This window comes from Proteus sp. GOKU, assembly GCF_015475555.1.
GTDB classification, from domain to species: Bacteria; Pseudomonadota; Gammaproteobacteria; order Enterobacterales; family Enterobacteriaceae; genus Proteus; species Proteus mirabilis_B.
Window position 1 is genome coordinate 2,487,532 of record NZ_CP034105.1, and the last position, 18,797, is coordinate 2,506,328.

Annotated in this window: 21 protein-coding genes; 11 read left to right on the top strand and 10 right to left on the bottom strand. The window is 38.0% G+C overall.

What is annotated here, in order from left to right:
• Positions 1-180: 180 nt before the first annotated feature.
• On the bottom strand, positions 181-1,344 hold the full coding sequence (locus EHE21_RS11570) for a FliC/FljB family flagellin (protein ID WP_194950760.1): 1,164 nt from the start codon (positions 1,342-1,344) through the stop codon (positions 181-183).
• A gap of 387 nt (positions 1,345-1,731) precedes the next feature.
• On the opposite strand from EHE21_RS11570, the gene fliD reads away from it, so the two are divergent.
• Genes fliD through fliT form a run of 3 tightly spaced genes read left to right on the top strand, consistent with a single transcriptional unit; the run spans position 1,732 to position 3,953 of the window.
• Positions 1,732-3,162: a flagellar filament capping protein FliD gene (gene fliD, locus EHE21_RS11575; protein WP_194950761.1), complete on the top strand. Its 1,431-nt coding sequence runs from the start codon at positions 1,732-1,734 to the stop codon at positions 3,160-3,162.
• A gap of 20 nt (positions 3,163-3,182) precedes the next feature.
• Positions 3,183-3,581, top strand: a complete 399-nt coding sequence (gene fliS / locus EHE21_RS11580; protein ID WP_023581844.1) for a flagellar export chaperone FliS — start codon at positions 3,183-3,185, stop codon at positions 3,579-3,581.
• Positions 3,582-3,599: 18 nt separating this feature from the next.
• The gene (fliT, locus tag EHE21_RS11585; protein WP_088495238.1) at positions 3,600-3,953 is read left to right on the top strand and encodes a flagellar protein FliT; all 354 of its coding nucleotides are present in this window, start codon (positions 3,600-3,602) and stop codon (positions 3,951-3,953) included.
• A 160-nt stretch (positions 3,954-4,113) separates the two neighbouring features.
• On the opposite strand, the gene EHE21_RS11590 is transcribed toward fliT, so the two are convergent.
• The 8 genes from EHE21_RS11590 to EHE21_RS11625 form a co-directional block, all read right to left on the bottom strand.
• Positions 4,114-4,578 carry a GNAT family N-acetyltransferase gene (locus tag EHE21_RS11590; protein ID WP_194950762.1) on the bottom strand — a complete coding sequence of 155 codons (465 nt, stop codon included), beginning with the start codon at positions 4,576-4,578 and terminating at the stop codon, positions 4,114-4,116.
• Positions 4,579-4,831: 253 nt separating this feature from the next.
• A complete protein-coding gene (locus tag EHE21_RS11595; protein ID WP_075673016.1) occupies positions 4,832-5,113 on the bottom strand; it encodes a hypothetical protein in 282 nt (93 codons plus the stop codon).
• 185 nt (positions 5,114-5,298) lie between these two features.
• Positions 5,299-6,432, bottom strand: a complete 1,134-nt coding sequence (locus EHE21_RS11600) for a hypothetical protein (protein ID WP_194950763.1) — start codon at positions 6,430-6,432, stop codon at positions 5,299-5,301.
• 354 nt (positions 6,433-6,786) lie between these two features.
• Positions 6,787-7,002, bottom strand: coding sequence for a hypothetical protein (locus EHE21_RS11605; RefSeq protein WP_023581839.1), 216 nt, complete (start codon positions 7,000-7,002; stop codon positions 6,787-6,789).
• Between the two features lie 104 nt (positions 7,003-7,106).
• On the bottom strand, positions 7,107-7,337 hold the full coding sequence (locus EHE21_RS11610; protein WP_109401696.1) for a DUF6500 family protein: 231 nt from the start codon (positions 7,335-7,337) through the stop codon (positions 7,107-7,109).
• Positions 7,338-7,391: 54 nt separating this feature from the next.
• On the bottom strand, positions 7,392-7,730 hold the full coding sequence (locus EHE21_RS11615) for a GlpM family protein (protein ID WP_072068506.1): 339 nt from the start codon (positions 7,728-7,730) through the stop codon (positions 7,392-7,394).
• Between the two features lie 189 nt (positions 7,731-7,919).
• The gene (locus EHE21_RS11620) at positions 7,920-8,777 is read right to left on the bottom strand and encodes a hypothetical protein (protein WP_194950764.1); all 858 of its coding nucleotides are present in this window, start codon (positions 8,775-8,777) and stop codon (positions 7,920-7,922) included.
• 359 nt (positions 8,778-9,136) lie between these two features.
• A complete protein-coding gene (locus tag EHE21_RS11625) occupies positions 9,137-9,307 on the bottom strand; it encodes a DUF2933 domain-containing protein (RefSeq protein ID WP_201161568.1) in 171 nt (56 codons plus the stop codon).
• 249 nt (positions 9,308-9,556) lie between these two features.
• On the opposite strand from EHE21_RS11625, the gene EHE21_RS11630 reads away from it, so the two are divergent.
• Positions 9,557-10,207 (top strand): hypothetical protein, encoded by a 651-nt coding sequence (locus EHE21_RS11630; protein ID WP_194950765.1) that lies wholly within the window; start codon positions 9,557-9,559, stop codon positions 10,205-10,207.
• A 222-nt stretch (positions 10,208-10,429) separates the two neighbouring features.
• On the top strand, positions 10,430-11,056 hold the full coding sequence (locus EHE21_RS11635) for a hypothetical protein (protein WP_194950766.1): 627 nt from the start codon (positions 10,430-10,432) through the stop codon (positions 11,054-11,056).
• A gap of 307 nt (positions 11,057-11,363) precedes the next feature.
• Here EHE21_RS11635 and fliE read toward each other — a convergent pair whose 3' ends face one another.
• Positions 11,364-11,675: a flagellar hook-basal body complex protein FliE gene (fliE, locus tag EHE21_RS11640; protein ID WP_004248328.1), complete on the bottom strand. Its 312-nt coding sequence runs from the start codon at positions 11,673-11,675 to the stop codon at positions 11,364-11,366.
• Between the two features lie 276 nt (positions 11,676-11,951).
• Between fliE and fliF the strand changes: the two genes are divergently transcribed.
• The 6 genes from fliF to EHE21_RS11670 are packed head-to-tail and all read left to right on the top strand — an operon-like array spanning position 11,952 to position 18,645.
• Entirely contained in the window at positions 11,952-13,685 is a 1,734-nt protein-coding gene (fliF, locus tag EHE21_RS11645; RefSeq protein ID WP_194950767.1) for a flagellar basal-body MS-ring/collar protein FliF, read from the top strand.
• On the top strand, positions 13,682-14,680 hold the full coding sequence (gene fliG / locus EHE21_RS11650; RefSeq protein WP_023581835.1) for a flagellar motor switch protein FliG: 999 nt from the start codon (positions 13,682-13,684) through the stop codon (positions 14,678-14,680). The genes fliF and fliG overlap by 4 nt, the downstream gene beginning before the upstream one ends.
• Positions 14,673-15,392, top strand: a complete 720-nt coding sequence (gene fliH / locus EHE21_RS11655) for a flagellar assembly protein FliH (RefSeq protein ID WP_023581834.1) — start codon at positions 14,673-14,675, stop codon at positions 15,390-15,392. Before fliG ends, fliH begins: the two co-directional genes overlap by 8 nt.
• Complete coding sequence (gene fliI / locus EHE21_RS11660) at positions 15,392-16,759, top strand: flagellar protein export ATPase FliI (protein WP_088495230.1); 1,368 nt, start codon at positions 15,392-15,394, stop codon at positions 16,757-16,759. Before fliH ends, fliI begins: the two co-directional genes overlap by 1 nt.
• Positions 16,760-16,795: 36 nt before the next feature.
• The gene (gene fliJ, locus EHE21_RS11665) at positions 16,796-17,242 is read left to right on the top strand and encodes a flagellar export protein FliJ (protein ID WP_006533149.1); all 447 of its coding nucleotides are present in this window, start codon (positions 16,796-16,798) and stop codon (positions 17,240-17,242) included.
• Positions 17,242-18,645 (top strand): flagellar hook-length control protein FliK, encoded by a 1,404-nt coding sequence (locus EHE21_RS11670; RefSeq protein ID WP_194950768.1) that lies wholly within the window; start codon positions 17,242-17,244, stop codon positions 18,643-18,645. Before fliJ ends, EHE21_RS11670 begins: the two co-directional genes overlap by 1 nt.
• Positions 18,646-18,797: the final 152 nt, after the last annotated feature.

Genomic DNA, 18,797 nt, shown 5'->3' on the forward strand with positions numbered 1-18,797 from the left:
ATAAAAGCCAGTCAGTTAATTTTTAAGAACTTATTGATTTAAAAGAAAAGAGAATTAAATTGAGAAAAAAATAAAAACTAAAAAAGAGTGGGTTTAAATATAAAACACAAAAAACAAAAAAAGGCCCTCTTGCGAGGACCTTTTGGATATAGAAAGGTATCTTTTGTGTCAGTGTACGAATTAACGTAACAGAGACAGAACAGTTTGTGGTACTTGGTTTGCTTGAGCAAGTACTGAAGTACCAGCTTGTTGCAGGATTTGACCACGGCTCATGTTAGAAACTTCTGTTGCATAGTCAGCATCTAAGATACGGCTACGTGCAGCAGATAAGTTGTTAACAGTGTTGTTCAGGTTATTGATAGTTGATTCAAAACGGTTTTGAATCGCACCTAAAGAAGAACGCATACCGTCAACAGTGTTGATTGCATCATCTAAAGTTTTCAGTTGAGCTTCTGCTTTAGCTTCTGCTTTAGTTACGTCATCAGCAGTTGCAACTTCAACTTCTTTCAGAGAAGAGAACTCAATAGTTTTAGCATCTGTAGCTGCAGCTGGGTTAGTCACTTTCATGTCAGCTTTAAACGTAACATCTTTCTTGTTACCATCAGCATCTTCAAGTTCTGCAGTGATGTAATGTTGACCATTTTTATCAACACTTGCAGATTTGATAGTTGCGTCAGTATTAGTGTGACCTTTGTAATCTACAGTGATTTTACCTAAGTCAGCAGCAACTTTACCATCAGCATCAGCTGGAGCTAATTCAGCAGCAGTTTTAGCAGTTAAATCAGAAGCTTTAACACCACCAAATGCTTCTGCACCAACTTCTAATTCGTCAACTTTCAGCGTTTTGCTGTCAACTTTTTTCAGTTCAAATTCAATTTTTTCTTTGTCGTTAGTACCAACGTGAACGGTCATTTTTTCTTTTTCGCCGCTCAGTACTTTAACGCCGTTGAATTGAGTTTGTTCAGAAATACGGTCGATTTCTTTTAAACGCTCGCCAACTTCTTCTTGGATTGATTTGATATCTGATTCTGAGTTAGAACCGTTTTTCGCTTGAACTGTTAACTCACGGATACGTTGTAAGTTGTTGTTGATTTCGTTCAGTGCACCTTCAGTAGTTTGAGCGATAGAGATACCATCGTTCGCATTACGTGCTGCTTGAGTTAGACCATTTACGTTTGAAGTGAAACGGTTAGCAATCGCTTGACCCGCTGCATCGTCTTTAGCGCTGTTGATACGTAGACCAGAAGACAGACGCTCGATTGCACTTCCTAAAGCTCCCTGAGATTTGTTCAGGTTGTTTTGAGTTACCAGAGATAGATAGTTGGTATTAATGACTTGTGCCATAGCTAGATTCCTTTAAAATCAAGTCGATAAAATAAAAGTTTGCCTATTCATTTACGGTGTCAATCACCGGCAACAAGTTTATCGGCACCCCACATACAACCTTTAATTTTTCCTACAAATATTTCTGCAATTTTTTATAGAATTAATATCAAGTCAATGATAAATAACGAAATTAATTTATTATTTTTTTATTCATTTTTTATCAATTTTCGTCTTAACCCTTTTCTTACCCTTCTAAATTCGACTTTGGTCATCAATAGCAATAAAAGGCTTCTATATGGCAGCCTGTTTACGTCATCAAAAATACCAAATAGACGTAAACTTTTCGCCGATTCTACCGATAACGGTTTTTGAGGATTATTTTACGAACACAGAAAGGAGACCGGTATGGCTGGTATTGCTTCACTAGGCGTGGGCTCAGGGATGCCTCTTAGCCAAACATTGGCACAATTAGAGGCGGCGGAAAATAAACGCCTTGAACCCCTAGATAAACAGATGAAAAGCTACGAAGCGCAAATTACCGCTTACGGTAAGATCCGTAGCCAACTTGATAAATTACAGAAAGCTTCTGAAGATTTAAAAAAATTCGATAAAATTGTTGCCACGAAAGTTGATGATGAGTTTGATGCTTTTAAAGTGACTACTGACGGTAAAGCTAGTGTAGGTAACTATACTGTTTCAGTAAAAAAACTTGCTCATGCACAAACATTAAAATCAATTCCAGTTAATAACGTAAAAAGCCAGATTGGAGAAACGTTAGGTGCAGGTAAAACACGCACATTAGTAATAACCCAACCTGGTGAGAAAGAACCTTTACGCATTGAACTAACCGATGAACAAACTTCAATGATTGAATTGCGTGATGCAATCAATAAAAAAGAAGGTAATGTTTCTGCTTCAATCGTTAAAGCTGAAGATGGTGTTAACCATTTGATCCTGACTTCTCGTAAAGAGGGTACGGATTCAATGATGACGATTAAAGTTGAAGGTGATGAAGAACTAAATAAGTTCTTATCTAATTCACCCGACGCGGATAGTGCACCACATACATCAGGTATGAAACAAATCGTTGCTGCAAATAATGCACAGTTAACGATCAATGGTATTGATATTGAGCGTCAGACCAATGAGATAAAAGATGCCCCTGAAGGTATTGTTTTAAATCTAAAGAAGACGACGGATAACAATAAAGAAGGTGTTGATAAACCTGAAATAGTGACTGTTGCTCGTGATATTGAGCCAATGAAAAAAGCCATTAAGGCTTGGACTGACGCTTACAATGAGTTAAGTAAAACGTATAAAGATCTCACCAAATATACCCAAGTTGAAAAAGGTGAAGAGTCGGCAAAAGACAACGGTGTGTTATTAGGTGATAGTACTAGCCGTATGATTATGTCTGAGCTAAAAAGCTTTGTGACTAGTTCACAAAATACCTCAGATATAGATACCCTAAATAAAATGGGGATTAAATTTAAAGTCGATGGCACATTAGAAATCGACAATAAAAAACTGGATGAAGCGTTAAAAGAAAAACCGGCTAACGTGAAAGAGTTTTTTATGGGTGATGGTAAAGAGACCGGTTTTGGTACACAAACCTATAATTACCTAAAGAAAACCCTGCAATCTAATGATGGTACTTTAGATATTGCCACTGATGGCGTAAAAAAACGCAAAAAAACATTAGATAAGCAAATTAAAAATACGGAACGCAATATTGCGGCTACGATGGAACGTTATAAAAACCAGTTCCAACAGTTAGATAAAATGGTCAACTCCATGACTAACTCCAGTGCCTCAATTGGCCGTCTATTAATGTAATTTTTTAAAAGTAGGACACTATGTATCAACAATCAGCCAGTAAAATGTATGCTCAAATCGACGTTGAAAGCGAGATTTTAAATGCCACGCCTTACCAGCTGATCCAGATCCTATTTAATGGGGCGCTTAGCGCCCTTCGCCGTGCTTTAATCTTAATGGAGCAAGGAAATATCGCTGGTAAAGGCGAAAATATTTCTAAAGCCATTAATATTATTGGTAACGGATTAAAACAAGGTTTGGATAAAGAGAAAGGAGGCGAGCTTGCAGAGAATCTGGAGCTCCTTTATGACTATATGGTTAATCAGCTACTCGATGCTAACTTAAAAAATAATCCAGAGAAAATTCATGAAGTCATCAAGCTCTTAACTGAAATTTCTGATGCTTGGCAACAAATCGGCACACAGATTAATTCTTATTAAATTAGAGTGGACAACAATATGGATATTATGGCGGCTTACGAGCAGGTTTTAAAATCAAGTGAGCAAATGTTAACGCTTGCCAAAGATCAGCAATGGGACAAGCTGATAGAAATGGAAATGGATTATTTAAAAAGCGTAGAAAGTATCACTAAGATGATAAAACCTGCTGACGGTGAGCTGAGACTACAACAACGCCTCACGGATATGCTAAAGAAAATCTTAGAAAACGAAAATGAGACGCGAAATTTATTACGGGCTCGTCTAGATGAGCTTGGTATATTAATAAGACAGACTGAACAAGAGCAGAGGGTACAAAATAGCTATGGTCAGTTTACAGAACATAGTTATTATCCTGATCTCAATCTTAAATAACTCTCCTCTGCGCCAAAAGCGGTTTTATTAGCTAATGGCGTCTTTACTTAGAAAAAGTCACTCTTATTATTCAGCTTAACTTGTTATCGGTAACGTAAAAATCAACGGTTACCCTTTTATATTTTTATTTTTTTGCTTTTTTGTTTTCTTGTTTTTTTGGTTACATAGATTGTACAGATTGCACTAAAACCATATCAATATGTGGAATGTTGTCTTCAAGATACGTTTCTGAATCGATAACAAAACCATGTGATTGATAAAATGAAACTAAATATGCCTGTGCCATTATTTTTATTGTATGGGTATTAAATTGACGGCACGTAGTTGCAATCGCCTCTTTTATTAACTGATGCGCAATACCACTTCCCCGCTGATTTTGAGCAACAATCACCCGCCCTATTGAGGCTTCTTTAAATGCGATGCCTTGAGGCAACAGACGTGCATAAGCAATAAGTTTCTGGTTATTTTCTTCTTTGGCAAACAAGTGCAATGTATTTTGATCTATCCCATCCAGATCTTGATAAGCACATTGCTGTTCACAAATAAAAACCTGATTTCTTAATGCCAAAATGGCGTAAAGCTCATCTGTCGTGAGTTGTGAGAATGATTTTAAAATCCAATTCATGCGCTTTATCCCGCAGTTTAAAGTAATAAAAAACAATCAATGATAATGCAATATCATCGACAAGAACTTTGTTTCATCGCTTGGTTTAATATAAAGAGTGAAATAGTGATGTTGATAGTACGTTTTTATAGTAAAAACGCAGAAGGGTAGAGACTTAATGCAGAAAAATCGGCAATAAAGCCGTAAACCTAAATACGTTCAGACTCCCCACGAGCCTTGATAACTTCTCTTATAGACTTCTATAAAGATAATCTTAAAGTCGTTCTAACCCTTTCCACGCTCTATTTTTTACTTCAGTCACTAAAATGGCTGGATTTAAGGTTATTTTTTCTGCAATTGAAAAAGCCAACTCGATAACTTCTTTGTGATCTTTCGTTTCTGTATGGTAATTAAACTCTGCAAGAGGCAGAACATATTTACCTTTCAAACCATCAATCTCTTTTTTAAATCCTTCTTTTACCATCTTTTGTGTTAATAACACATAATCTGCATTTTCAGGATCGGATAACTCAACTCTAACAGTAAACTCAGGCATAGAAACCTCCTACAGTCTGTCTATGTCTAATAAAATTCTGTTAGCTCTCGAAAGGAAGTATATTAAATCAACAATCATTTTCCTAGTAAGAAACTGTGATAAATAGTGTGATAATGATTAAAATAAAAATCGCCCACTTCACTGTGGGCGACCTATTAGCTCATAATAATCTGATAAATAATAATTTATTTAATCACATCATAGAGTTGCTGATTTGATAAATAATCCGCTGTTAAGCCTACTGATGGATTATATTGTACGCCAACGATCTCAGAGAATGCTTTGCCCTCTTTGCCTAATGATACTTTACGCTCGTCTTTACCCGTACTTTCATGGATAGAATAAGTTTTACGACGCATTGCTGTATATTTATCGACATCATTAGCAATATCGGTGTGATAGCCCGTAATTTGTGCATCCGTTAAAGCTAATTTATTGGCTAAATCACAACCCCAACGAGTTAAACAAACTTCTGCAAAATGACGAACCACTAAACCTGGTGCATATAATGCATTTTCACCTTCACTACCATCAATAGACGCATTACCGACTAATGTGGCATGACGGCCTGAAATAGGGAAAATATGCATTTTGGTATCGGCGGCAACCGTTGGGATGACACAAGTAAATCCTTTAGAGCGCTCATCTTTTGCATAAAATCCGACATATTCTTTGACGTTTTTACCAAGCGTCACTTTTTCAGGTTGGAAATTCAGTGGACCCGGAACAGGATCAATCGCAAAAATATTCACTGGAATATCTTTTAATTGAGAGTCTGCCAACATTGCATTCGCTAGCATATGGCAAGTAATACCACCACGACTCCAACCCACTAAGTTAACTTGCGTTGGAATAATGCCATCTTTACGGAAGATACGAATAATTTGTTGCTGAAGTTGTTGTTGAGTGACTTGACGATCGCCATAGTCATATTTACGCCATAAAAAAGAGCCTGTTACTTTGACATCTTCAATAGGGATGCCTGCTTTTTTCAGTTGGTTATACTGCTCTTCTGTCAATTTTTCACGTTGCCAATCAAAGTTACCTTTCATTAAGCAAAGTGCGTGATTAACATTTTCTTCCCAACCACTACCAAATAGCGAACCTTTGATATCAGAGTAATTAGGGCTTTCAACCCATAAATCATCTTCTTGTAGATTGCCACTACCCGGGCCATCAACAATAAACCACTGTGCAAACTCTCGTCCTTGGTTGTTTTGCGCTAAAGTGGAAACTAATTCGCCTTGCCAAAAGGTAGGATTATTATTATCAAATGAGTTAGAGCCGGTACCACATAAATAAACGGTTAATACTGTCATAGTTTAAATTTCCTTTTATTAATAACTAAAAAATCAAAATGATGATTTTTATTTCCTTGTATTGAGCTATTCCTTAGCCCACCAGCACATTAACCATAAGCCTTTTTTTATTCAATTATTAAAAGTAAATTAGTAGAGCTGAGATCACATAATTGAATTTTATTTAAGTAAAAGAAATGAAAAAACTCTATCAGATCAATGTAATTAAATAATAAAAATAAATTCTTTATTTTTTTATTATTTCTATTAGTAAATTAGCTTATAAATATAGTGTATTAAATAACCAATTTTTGAATTCAAAATAAAAAAAATCCCACATTAATAAATGCAGGATTTTCTATTAGGTAGAATGTCTTATAAACGATTAAAAGCAACTACTCTCACCGCAGGAATATCAGCTTGTGCTCCTTCAGCAACTTCCTGACATGCTTTTTCTAACGCAATATGGGGTGTGATCCCACTTTCTGTTTCTACAATTTTATGTCCGGCGTAGGTATCACCATTTCTGGAACGCACTTTATACGCAATAAACCAATATTCCATATCATCACCGTTTACGTTATTAATCATGTAATTACCATAGCCGTTTATGACCTGCTTTAATGTGATAATAATCAATAATTTTTAGTTTAATAAAATCGTTTTATAAAAAGATTAATGCAATAGAGGAAATTTTAAGCATCACAATCCATTTCTGATTGGATCATTTTCTTTATTTTTACTGCTTTTTCAAAGTGATCCAATTTATGTGTCATAATCCACCATGTTGCAGCTTCCATTAATAATTCAGGGTTGTCATTTTTATTTGCGAAAAAAGCATAAAAAGATAATCCCACGCCCTCTCCTTTAGCTGAAATCTTGTCATTACATATTTGAATTATTTTTTGTTGTAGTGATTTTCTCATATTCTCTCTATTTTTATTTTTCAACCTAGTAATAAATAGGAAAGAGCAAAGGCCCTATCCATGAAATTTGTTCCATAATTGAATAAGTAACCAAGCAGCAATAACCCAGCAAATCACTGCCGTAGCCAGTGCCGTAAATAATTTTACATAGTTGATCATCACATAGAGTGAAATTAGATAAACCATATAAGGAATAACAGCCCACAGGCTAAAAATAATGGTGGTGCGTAACGCTTCAATAGAGCGTTCAGAGCCCACAATATAGTGTGCAATAAGTGCGAAAGTGGGAAATAACGGAACCAATCCCGCAATGTAGTAATGGCGAGATTTCGATAAAACGGCGATTAATACCACGACAAACGCACCTATCAGTGCTTTAACCAGTAATCCCATTATTTTTTCATCAAGTTATAAAAACCTTAGTACTATCATACCTATTCATATTTGTATGTGAGCTGATTTTATTTTTTGCGGTTTAAAATACGATTAAATACGGCTCATTAGAAAAAGCCCAATAACATTATTGAGCTTTTTACCTAAAAAGTTATTTAACGATCTAGGAATAAATCAGATACTTAATTTCTAAGAAATATTACGTTCATAGTCATAAGTTCCGGTTAGTTCTAATTCACCCAACTCTGTTGTTATATAGGTGTTCGTTCGGTAATGTATTGTTTTAGTTCCAGTTAGCGGATCTTCCGTGATCCACTCAATATTACCTTCAAAGTCTATCCCTTGGTAATAAGTTGAAAAACGCTTACGTGTTCCATCATGCCAACCCACAACAATAACGGAACCTTCACCCGCCATAACTTCCTTTAATGGATAAACAGATAATAAAATAGCACCATTCCCAACATTAGCCACACAATCCTCGCCACCTACAAAAGCTGTTCCATATAATTCGCCATTTATCTCTGATTCATTACCAAAAATAGCTGCATTTTTAAAAATACTTTCAGCTTCAATAATTGAGTTGTTTCCTGTTGCAATACCAGATCCAGAACTTTCTAATTCAGTAATTACTGAATCATTACCCGTTGTCACGACAAGAGAATCATTAGTGTAACCAGAAACCACTGAATTCTCTCCACACGCAATGACTGTTGATTTATTTTTACATGGATTATTCTCATCACTTTCTTCTGCAAAACATACTTTTGCATAAACCTTAGAATTTTTTCCCGCAGAGAAGACTAGTGAGTCATTCGATGTTTCTACATAAGCATCGTCTCCAGTCGTAATAAAAAGTGATTTTTGGATCTCTTTCTGACGCTCTATATCTTCATCAATTAAATTATAAATCTTAGCTTTTTTGCCGGTATGAATAATTTGGGCATCTTCACCAATACAATTAACGATTTGCTCATCTAACGTTAAAATGGCATTTTTACTTTCACCGCTTAAAACAAGCGCTTTATTTGTAGTTACAGTTGTCATAGTAATATCCTTATTTACATTTCCATTATTTAACACACTCAAAAGACTGTTTAAATATACAGTATAATTACTAAATAACAACCTCTATACTAAATTTCAGAAAATAAAATAACGACAATATAATCAAAAAGATAAAAGTAAATAACACATAACATATTCACGATTAGTCAAATAAAGAAAAAATAAAATAGAAAAAAGCGAAAAAACCCGATGGAAGAACTTTATAAAAAATGTTCAAAGTGATTAGCAACTACGGTTTCATCAAGGCACAGCTAAATCAGAAGGGTAATGTACATCTCAAGAAATAGAATTGAGCTAAATCTAGTTATTTAGCTCAAAAGCAATATAAAGTCGCATTCTTAAGCATCTAAATGTGTTTTCTTTTTTTCTGTTGCCGTTGTTTCTTCTTTATTCTTACAACAATCATGTGAACTGTTTTCGCCATGATGATGTTTATGCATAAAGAGGTGCATTAACGGACAAAGTAATAACATCAAAATAAACCAATTATCTCTTAGAAGTTCCCACATAATCATCTCCTTAAATCACGTTTAAAAAGATGATAGGGCTTACACTAAGAGGAAGGTCTAGTATGGATTTGTTATTTAATCCGTATTTTTGTCAATTGTCTTTCCGCACCTTAATTTGAGCTTCTTCACAATAATTCTCTTTGCAAAATTTAACTTTATCCATCCTTTGCTATACTTTAATTATATTTAAGTATTGTTCACTATAACTCTCTAATAAGATTTAAAAACTTATTTAACATGGAGGTTTCAATGAAAATATTTTTTAAAATATTATTGATGATCTTATTTCTTAATGCCTGTTCTTCATATACACAAATTGATAGCAACAAAAGTGGAGATGTCATTAAGGTTAAATCAGCACTTATCGAAAATGATAATTTATATATTGTTAGTGATTCTACTAATTATCATTTTAAAGGTGAGGCTATCACTGCGTTAAAAAAATTCGCCACATCTAAATATAATGAAAAAGTGATTTATTTTAGTGCTAGCCTAGGAATAATGGGGAATGTTGTTAACGGTAGCTATATGATTTATTTAGATCCTAAAGATTTCACTATAGATGAACTCGATGATCTTGCTAGTACTTATCATTTTTATAGAAGCAACTATCAGTCTAATAATGATGAGGAAATGATTAAAAATCAGATACCTAATTATGAAAATAGATTTTTTATTATTGGAAAATTTTATGCTAATGGAGAGATGGTTAATTTATCCAATAAAGATGAATTATTAGAAAAATATTCCTTACCTAAACCCGTTTTTGCCAACGTTAATTATTATTCCAAACATTTAAAGCCATCAGATACATTAAAAACAATCGCAGTAATGCCACTACAAGCGATAAGTCTTATTCTAGTAGCACCACTTTATATTATTCTGCTTAGTGCCCCCTGAACTTCAGGCTATTATCGTTAGGTTTATTTATAAGTGTCTTTACTTAAGATGTCAGCTATTGACCAGTTAAAAAAATTGTCCCTTGGTGTGTTGAAAGCTTATAAAGCAGATAAAGAATCTAAGATGTATTGGGTAGTCAAAATCTGTAATAACAGATAATTAATCAATGTGATTTCCTATATCTAGGTTTTACACATAGATAGTAATAAATATGAGATAGCTATGAAAAAGAAAATGATTATAGGCTGTATGATGTTAATTAGTTTTGGCGCCTGTGCAGAAACCACTATTTATAACGAACCCGCTCCATTGGGATTAACATGGGGAATGTCTTTTAATGATTTTCAGAAGAAAACAGATTTCGCAATAAAACCTATCGATAAATATCCCTCAACCTGTCCAATGACGGCAATAGCCTTTGATGAAATTATTGATGGAAAAAAAGAAGGAAATTATACGGTTTATTTTTATAATAAATTCAAAGAATTAAAGTTCACGGGATTGTATGGCGTCGTCTACTCCTATGAAACAAATGATTTAAATAAATTTAAAATTAAAGATAGTAATATTATCAAAAGTCTTGATTCTCAATATAGCCAATATAAAAAAGTAGTTACTACCAGAGATGGTGGATTTCTTACTTATGATGCAAATAATATTCAACGTTCTTATTTTAGTTCTAGAGATATCATAAACCAAGATCAGAAAATTCAATACAAGAAAAATGAGGAAGGAAATTATGATATTTCCGTGAGTTACTTCTTTTATCCTGAAATATACAGTGATGATTTATCAAGAAATATCAAAGAGATCAGAAAACAATGTAATGCATCATTAGAAACTGATTGAAGCTAAAACTTGAAAAATTAAATAATAAAAGAGTGAGTGGCTTTAATATACTTTAATCTAGATGTGCAAAAGCGCACATCTATAAAATGATGTGTTTATCCTTTGTGCACAAATCGGGGCACTCATCACCATAAATAACAGACAATAGTATAAGTATTCGAATGTTTAATCACATTCGAAAGCTTATATCATCCATTTAATGATATTGAGCAAGATGCCCCATTCTGTTTTGATTAGGTGCTTCTTTATAGCTACATAAAAGAATAGCTATATAAAAGAAAAGTCACCTTTATCAAATGATAAGGTACTACACCTGCATACTCATTATTTCTTGATAAGCGGCTACCAGTTTATTACGTACTTGTACGCCCATTTGTAATGAGATACTGGATTTTTGCATATCCACCATCACATCGTTTAATTCAACACCCGGTGTACCTAAGGTAAACGCTTGAACTTTGTTGGTTGCATTCACACGAGTTTCATTAATTTTACCTACGGCTTGAACAAGCTGAGTTGCAAATCCTGCTTGTACTGGCTGGGGTTTCGCAATATTGGATGCTTGCAAAGTCTGGATTTGCATTTTATCCAGAACACTTTCAATAGCTGGAATTGACATATAAACCTCTGCGTTAATCATCTAATTCAATTACTGAATCAATGTCATAGTAAGGAAGTGAACCAACACGCTTACCGAGTTATACCCTAACACAGGGGCTTCATTCCAAAGCGAGTAATTAACGCAAAAGTTAAGGGCTAATTACGCCATTAAATGAAACGCAAAAGGCCAATAATGAGACACCTGAGAGTAGGTTTATTTATTTGCGTAAGGGGAGTCTGTTTTGTTACGCCACGCTTTTAGTATTCATCCCGAACTACAAGGCAAGGATTGTCTATGAATGCCGAAAAAACCGACGTTGTGAACCAGAATAAGGGTTTTAACGCCATTATTAACCGGATAAAAGCCGATCCGAAAATTCCGCTCATTATTGCGGGTTCGGCGGCTATTGCCATTTTTGTTGCTGCATTTTTATGGTTACAAAGCCCTGATTATAAAGTGCTTTATAGTAATCTTAGCGATAAAGACGGTGGCGAAATTGTCACACAGTTAACACAGATGAATGTACCTTATCGCTTGTCACAAAATGGCACGGCGATTATGGTGCCTGACAATCAGGTTCATGAATTACGCCTGAAACTCGCGCAAGCGGGACTTCCAAAAGGCGGCGCTGCCGGTTTTGAACTGTTAGATAAAGAAAAGTTCGGGATCAGCCAATTTAGTGAACAGATTAACTATCAACGTGCACTTGAAGGTGAGCTTGCTCGCACTATCGAGACATTAGGTCCTGTACAAAATGCTCGTGTTCATTTAGCACTACCAAAGCCATCTCTTTTTGTTCGTGAACAGAAATCCCCTTCTGCATCCGTTACGGTGGGTCTTTTACAGGGTAGAGCGCTGGATGAAGGTCAAATTAATGCCATCGTGCATATCGTTGCGAGCAGTGTTGCGGGCATGCCCGACAGCAGTGTGACCATCGTTGATCAAAGCGGTAAATTATTGACACAACCTGATGCAATGGGTCGTGACCTTAACTCTACCCAACTGAAATATGTTCAAGAGCTAGAAAATCGTTACCAGCAACGCATTGAAACGTTATTAGGCCCAATTGTAGGTCGTGGAAATGTTCATGCACAGGTGACGGCTCAAGTTGATTTCTCTCATACCGAAGAAACAGCGGAAGAGTACAAACCAAACCAGCCGCCAAACCAAGCCGCTGTACGTTCAAAACAGTTGAGCCAAAGTGAGCAAAATGGTGGCATGTTAGCTGGCGGTGTTCCTGGTGCATTATCTAATCAGCCTGTTGCTCCACCTCAAGCGCCTATTGAAGCACCAAAAGCGCAAGAAGGTGAGAAAACAGATGACGCCAATGCAACGGGTACGGGCACGAATCGCACATTAACGCGTAATCCAAACAGCAATAGCCGTTTAGATGAAACAACCAACTATGAAGTTGATCGCCGAATTCGCCATATCAAACGTCCAGTCGGTAATGTTGAGCGTCTTTCTGTCGCTGTTATTGTGAACTACAAAACAGTTGAAGATAAGAAAGAAGCGGCTGAAGGCGAAGAGCCTATTGTTGAAACTAAACTTGTTCCGCTAACTGATGAACAAATTCAGCAAATTGAAGGGCTTGTTCGTGAAGCGATGGGCTATTCCCAAGAACGTGGTGACTCTTTAAGTGTCGTAAACTCGCAGTTCAACGATATTGAAGAGAAAGTGATCACTGTTCCAGTATGGGAAAATCCAGAAATTCTGGCGAAAGCATTAGATTTAGGTCGCTGGTTATTACTTGTCATCATCGCATGGATCTTATGGCGCAAACTGGTGAAACCACAGCTTGAGAAACGCCGTGAAGCTGAAGTTGCGGCACAGAAAGCTGTACTGAAAACCAAGCTACAAGTTAAAGATGATGTTGATGAAGCAGAATTAGATGACGAAGCAAGACGTAAACAAGCACGTAAACGTGTGAGTGCCGAATTGCAGAGCCAACGTATCCGTGAAATGGCAGAGAAAGATCCTCGTGTCGTCGCAATGGTAATTCGTCAATGGATGAGTAAAGAGCAATGAGTAATAACTTAACTGGAACCGAAAAAAGCGCCGTTATGTTACTAACACTCGGTGAAGACCGAGCGGCGGAAGTATTTAAACATCTAAGTACACGCGAAGTTCAACAGCTGAGTATTGCAATGTCATCAATGCGTCATATCTCAAATCAGCAATTGATTGATGTTATGGCAAGCTTTGAAGAAGACGCAGTTCAATACGCAGCATTGAACGTCAATGCGAACGATTATTTACGCTCTGTTCTGGTTAAAGCCTTGGGTGAAGAACGTGCGAATAATCTATTAGATGAGATCTCTGAAACTCGTGAAACAACAACGGGTATCGAGACACTTAACTTTATGGAACCACAAATGGCTGCCGATATTATCCGCGACGAACATCCGCAGATTATCGCAACTATCTTGGTTCACCTCAAACGGGGTCAAGCGGCAGATATTCTTGCCCTGTTTGATGAGAAATTACGTAATGACGTGATGTTACGTATCGCAACATTTGGTGGTGTTCAGCCGTCAGCATTAGCAGAGTTAACTGAAGTACTGAATAACCTGCTTGATGGTCAAAACCTCAAACGCAGTAAAATGGGTGGTGTTCGTACTGCTGCTGAAATCATCAACTTGATGAAGAGCCAGCAAGAAGAGAATGTCATCACTGCGGTTCGCGATTACGACGGCGAATTGGCACAAAAAATTATCGACGAAATGTTCCTGTTCGAAAATCTTATCGATATCGACAACCGTTCTATCCAGCGCATTCTACAGGAAGTGGAATCCGACTCCTTGGTTGTGGCATTGAAAGGATGCGATCAAGAGCTGCGCGATCACTTCCTCAACAATATGTCGCAACGTGCTGCTGAGATCATGCGTGATGACTTGAGTTCTCGCGGCCCTGTTCGCATGTCTCAAGTGGAAGCAGAGCAGAAAGCAATTCTGCTTGTGGTACGCAAATTAGCAGAGACTGGAGAGGTTGTTCTTCATGGAGGAGACGATACCTATGTCTGATAAACATACTGATACTAACTGGAAGCCTTGGGTTCCAAAAGAACTCACTGATTGGGCATTAACTGTCGAGGAAACGACAGAAGACGAAAAGGAAGTCGAAAAACAGGAAAAAGAAGTCGTTCAGCAACAGAAAGTTCTTGAGCAAATTAATATGCTTGATGACATGAAAGACAAGGCCCAGAAATTGGGCCACGCTGAGGGCTTTGAGGCAGGGAAAAACCAGGGTTATCAGGAAGGCTATCAGGCTGGATTACAATCAGGTATTGAAGAAGGTATTCGCCAAGGCATTGCTCAACAATCACCATTAATTAATGAATGGCAAGGATTATTGGCTGAGTTTAGGCACTCTTTAAATGGGTTAGACAGTGTTATTGCTTCACGTTTAATGCAAATCGCCCTCACAGCAGCAAAAGAAGTTTTAGGTCAGCCTGCTGTTTGTGATGGTTCTGCATTACTGGCGCAAATAACCTTAATGTTGCAACAAGAACAAATGTTCTCAAACAACCCACAGTTAAGAGTTAACCCAAAACATATTCCACAGATTGAAAAAGAGCTGGGTGATTCACTTTCTGCTCATGGTTGGAAAGTGGTTGCCGATAACAGTATTCATGTTGGTGGATGCCGTGTTGTGACAAATGATGGCGATCTCGATGCCACGATTGCAACTCGTTGGCATGAGCTTTGTCGTCTTGCTGCTCCGGAGGCGTTGTAATGACAGCAAGATTAGGGCGTTGGTTAGAAAAACTCAGTGATGCAGAAGCGCGTTTAAATAAAATTCCGCGTGTACGTCAATATGGTCGTTTAACCAGAGCAACAGGTTTAGTCATGGAAGCTAAGGGGCTTGTTATGCCCCTTGGCTCTACGTGTTTAATAGAACGTACCATTGGTAAAACTGTTGAAGAAGTTGAAAGTGAAGTCGTTGGGTTCAACGGTAGCCAAATGTTGTTAATGCCTTTACAGGAAGTCGAGGGATTAACACCGGGTGCCCGTGTTTATGCACAGGCAACTCCGGGTGGTGAAAACGAAGGTCGCCAATTGCCTCTTGGTGATGCGCTGTTAGGGCGTGTTTTAGATGGCTCTGGTTATCCTTTAGATGGTTTACCACCACCAGATACCGGTTATCGCGCACCCCTGATCACACCGCCTATCAACCCGCTACAACGTACTCCTATTACTGATGTATTGGATGTGGGCGTGCGTGCAATCAACTCACTGTTAACGGTGGGTCGTGGTCAGCGTATGGGGCTTTTTGCAGGCTCTGGTGTGGGTAAGAGTGTGCTATTAGGCATGATGGCGCGTTTTACTCAGGCAGATGTGATTGTTGTTGGATTAATTGGTGAACGTGGACGTGAAGTTAAAGACTTTATCGAAAATATTCTCGGTACTGAAGGCTTAGCGCGCTCTGTGGTTGTAGCAGCACCTGCTGACGTATCACCACTTCTTCGTATGCAAGGTGCTTCTTATGCAACACGTATTGCTGAAGATTTTCGTGATCGCGGAAAACACGTCTTACTGATTATGGATTCACTTACACGTTACAGTATGGCTCAACGTGAAATTGCCCTTGCCGTAGGCGAACCGCCTGCAACCAAAGGCTATCCGCCTTCTGTCTTCGCTAAATTGCCAGCGCTGGTCGAACGTGCGGGAAATGGTGTTGATGGTGGTGGCTCTATCACGGCTTTCTATACTGTTTTAACGGAAGGTGATGATCAGCAAGATCCAATTGCAGACTCCGCGCGTGCGATTTTAGATGGCCATATCGTGCTTTCGCGTTCTCTTGCAGAATCTGGGCACTACCCTGCTATCGATATCGAAGCATCTATTAGCCGTGCAATGACGTCACTGATTGATAAAACACATTATCGTCGTGTGCAAGTGTTTAAACAGCTTTTATCGAGTTATCAACGTAACCGCGATTTAATTAACGTAGGTGCTTATGCTGCGGGCAGTGATCCTATGCTTGATAAAGCGATTGCTCTTTATCCGTCCCTCGCGAAGTTCTTACAACAAGATATCCAAGAGCAATGCAGTTATCAAAGTGCATGTGAGCAACTTAATCAACTGATCACAGTAAACTAATTCTGAACATAATCAGAGAAAGTAAAGAGGGTTCCAATGCGGGAGCAGTCACCTTTAGTGACACTGAGAGAACTGGCACAGACAGCGGCTGAACAAGCCGCTATTCAACTGGCTCAGGTCCGGCAGAGTCATCAACAAATGGAACAGCAACTCAATATGTTGATTGGGTATCAGGATGAATACCGTGTACGTCTAAATGAAACGTTAAATTTAGGGGGGATGTCGTCAGCATCGTGGCAAAACTACCAACAATTTCTCAAAACGCTCGAATTGACTATCGAACAACATAAACAACAACTTCAACATTGGCAGGCGCAACTTGATCTTGCAACTGAACAATGGAGAGAAAAACAGCAACGACTCAATGCATTTGAGACTTTGGAGCAACGCGCTGAAGATAGCCGTAAGCGACATCTTGATCGTATTGAACAGAAACAAATGGACGAGTACGCACAGCGTAGTACTTTACGGAGAACAACTTGATGGAGATAACGCTTCTGACCATGGATGTCGCCGCAGCCTCTCCGGGAACGACATCCGCTTCAAATAGTCAGCCCGGTGATAATGCCCCGACATTTGCTCAGCTTTTGGGCTCTCAACCTCAAAATGCACAGAGTGATAAAAAGACAGCTAATATCACAAACCCTTCAACGAAAGAAAACAAAGCACATTCACACTCTGATGAAGACAAAACAAAAGAAGACGGTAGTCATCTTGCGTCTGTCACCACAGAACCCAATGTGATAGAAGAGTCATCTCTTGAGAAATCTCAATTGACTCTTACTTTGCCGGATAATGAACAATTTGCGGCTATTGTTGAAAACAAAACCCCTTCTTTATTAATGTCAGCAGAAGAGCTTGCCGCTGAACTTCCTGTTCAGTTAGCAGGACTACCCGGATTAAAGCGCCTTACCCTTCCCTCAGAACAACTGACTCAAGCATTACAACAGCCTCGATCAGTTAAACGAGATGAAGGTTTAGCCTCGTTAGCACGTACTATTTCAAAAGATAACGATATGTCGGACTTCAACCTTACCGACAAGCTTAATCTATCAAAATCAGATGAAAAGTCCTTGTTAACCCAGCTACGTCCAGAGACAGCGACATTAGCAACAGAAAGTACACTTACCGCTGCTAATCAAACAGAAAAACCTTCTGCCAAAAAAGCCGATAGCATCGCAACACTTTTAACGCCTACAGCAGAAAAAGTGAATGCATTGCTAAACGGCGATAAGCAAGTTGCAAATACAAAATTAGCGGACAATGTTGCTCAGCAAATGGTGACGGGTAATCGTGTTGTAGAAACTGATCTTCACAACACCCTTTCTACCTCTTCTTCTTTGGCTTCACAAAGTATTACAGGCCATGCTCACTCTTCAGCACAACCACAAATGCAATTTTCACCAATGGCAACACAGGTATTAAATGCACAAGTGGGAACACAAGAGTGGCAACAGCAACTTAATCAACAAATTGTGATGTTTAGCCGTAATGGCTTACAAAAGGCAGAGCTACGTTTACACCCTGAAGAGCTAGGTTCATTGCATATCCGCATGAAAATAGAAGATGGGCAAGCGCAGTTACACCTTGCGTCACAAAACGGGCAAGTTCGTTCTGTATTAGAAAATGCCATGCATCAATTGCGTCAAGCTCTCTCTGAAAATGGGATCCAGCTCACGCAGAGTCAGGTGTCTAGCGACACTAATGACAGTTGGCAACAACAAAATATGTCAGATTCCTCTCAATTTAGTGGAGATGGTGCCGATAATCATCAAGGAAGCGAGGGTAATTCTCTGCAATTAGCCTCTGAAACGGCACTACAAAAGATAACCCTTACGCCTCAAGAATTAGCATCTGCTCGTGGTGGTGTTGATATTTTCGCCTAATACAAATGTATTGGGAGGACACACTATGTCAATAAACGTAAGAGTTAATGGTTTTTTCCCTATCTGTTTCTGCAATTAAAAAACAGAAATAGCGGGATAATTAAGGTTGATTTAGATGGATATGGAAGTCCACAACAGTGAACACGTATCCA

What these genes read in the sequence shown, in the direction of transcription:
- EHE21_RS11595 (WP_075673016.1), bottom strand. Translation starts at nt 5,113, where the DNA reads ATGCCTGAGTTTACTGTTAGAGTTGAGTTATCCGATCCTGAAAATGCA.
- EHE21_RS11615 (WP_072068506.1), bottom strand. Translation starts at nt 7,730, where the DNA reads ATGGGATTACTGGTTAAAGCACTGATAGGTGCGTTTGTCGTGGTATTA.
- fliI (WP_088495230.1), top strand. Translation starts at nt 15,392, where the DNA reads ATGACAGCAAGATTAGGGCGTTGGTTAGAAAAACTCAGTGATGCAGAA.
- fliS (WP_023581844.1), top strand. Translation starts at nt 3,183, where the DNA reads ATGTATCAACAATCAGCCAGTAAAATGTATGCTCAAATCGACGTTGAA.
- EHE21_RS11600 (WP_194950763.1), bottom strand. Translation starts at nt 6,432, where the DNA reads ATGACAGTATTAACCGTTTATTTATGTGGTACCGGCTCTAACTCATTT.
- EHE21_RS11635 (WP_194950766.1), top strand. Translation starts at nt 10,430, where the DNA reads ATGAAAAAGAAAATGATTATAGGCTGTATGATGTTAATTAGTTTTGGC.
- EHE21_RS11570 (WP_194950760.1), bottom strand. Translation starts at nt 1,344, where the DNA reads ATGGCACAAGTCATTAATACCAACTATCTATCTCTGGTAACTCAAAAC.
- fliH (WP_023581834.1), top strand. Translation starts at nt 14,673, where the DNA reads ATGTCTGATAAACATACTGATACTAACTGGAAGCCTTGGGTTCCAAAA.
- EHE21_RS11590 (WP_194950762.1), bottom strand. Translation starts at nt 4,578, where the DNA reads ATGAATTGGATTTTAAAATCATTCTCACAACTCACGACAGATGAGCTT.
- fliG (WP_023581835.1), top strand. Translation starts at nt 13,682, where the DNA reads ATGAGTAATAACTTAACTGGAACCGAAAAAAGCGCCGTTATGTTACTA.
- fliE (WP_004248328.1), bottom strand. Translation starts at nt 11,675, where the DNA reads ATGTCAATTCCAGCTATTGAAAGTGTTCTGGATAAAATGCAAATCCAG.
- fliD (WP_194950761.1), top strand. Translation starts at nt 1,732, where the DNA reads ATGGCTGGTATTGCTTCACTAGGCGTGGGCTCAGGGATGCCTCTTAGC.
- EHE21_RS11630 (WP_194950765.1), top strand. Translation starts at nt 9,557, where the DNA reads ATGAAAATATTTTTTAAAATATTATTGATGATCTTATTTCTTAATGCC.
- EHE21_RS11670 (WP_194950768.1), top strand. Translation starts at nt 17,242, where the DNA reads ATGGAGATAACGCTTCTGACCATGGATGTCGCCGCAGCCTCTCCGGGA.
- EHE21_RS11625 (WP_201161568.1), bottom strand. Translation starts at nt 9,307, where the DNA reads ATGTGGGAACTTCTAAGAGATAATTGGTTTATTTTGATGTTATTACTT.
- fliJ (WP_006533149.1), top strand. Translation starts at nt 16,796, where the DNA reads ATGCGGGAGCAGTCACCTTTAGTGACACTGAGAGAACTGGCACAGACA.
- fliT (WP_088495238.1), top strand. Translation starts at nt 3,600, where the DNA reads ATGGATATTATGGCGGCTTACGAGCAGGTTTTAAAATCAAGTGAGCAA.
- fliF (WP_194950767.1), top strand. Translation starts at nt 11,952, where the DNA reads ATGAATGCCGAAAAAACCGACGTTGTGAACCAGAATAAGGGTTTTAAC.
- EHE21_RS11605 (WP_023581839.1), bottom strand. Translation starts at nt 7,002, where the DNA reads ATGATTAATAACGTAAACGGTGATGATATGGAATATTGGTTTATTGCG.
- EHE21_RS11620 (WP_194950764.1), bottom strand. Translation starts at nt 8,777, where the DNA reads ATGACAACTGTAACTACAAATAAAGCGCTTGTTTTAAGCGGTGAAAGT.
- EHE21_RS11610 (WP_109401696.1), bottom strand. Translation starts at nt 7,337, where the DNA reads ATGAGAAAATCACTACAACAAAAAATAATTCAAATATGTAATGACAAG.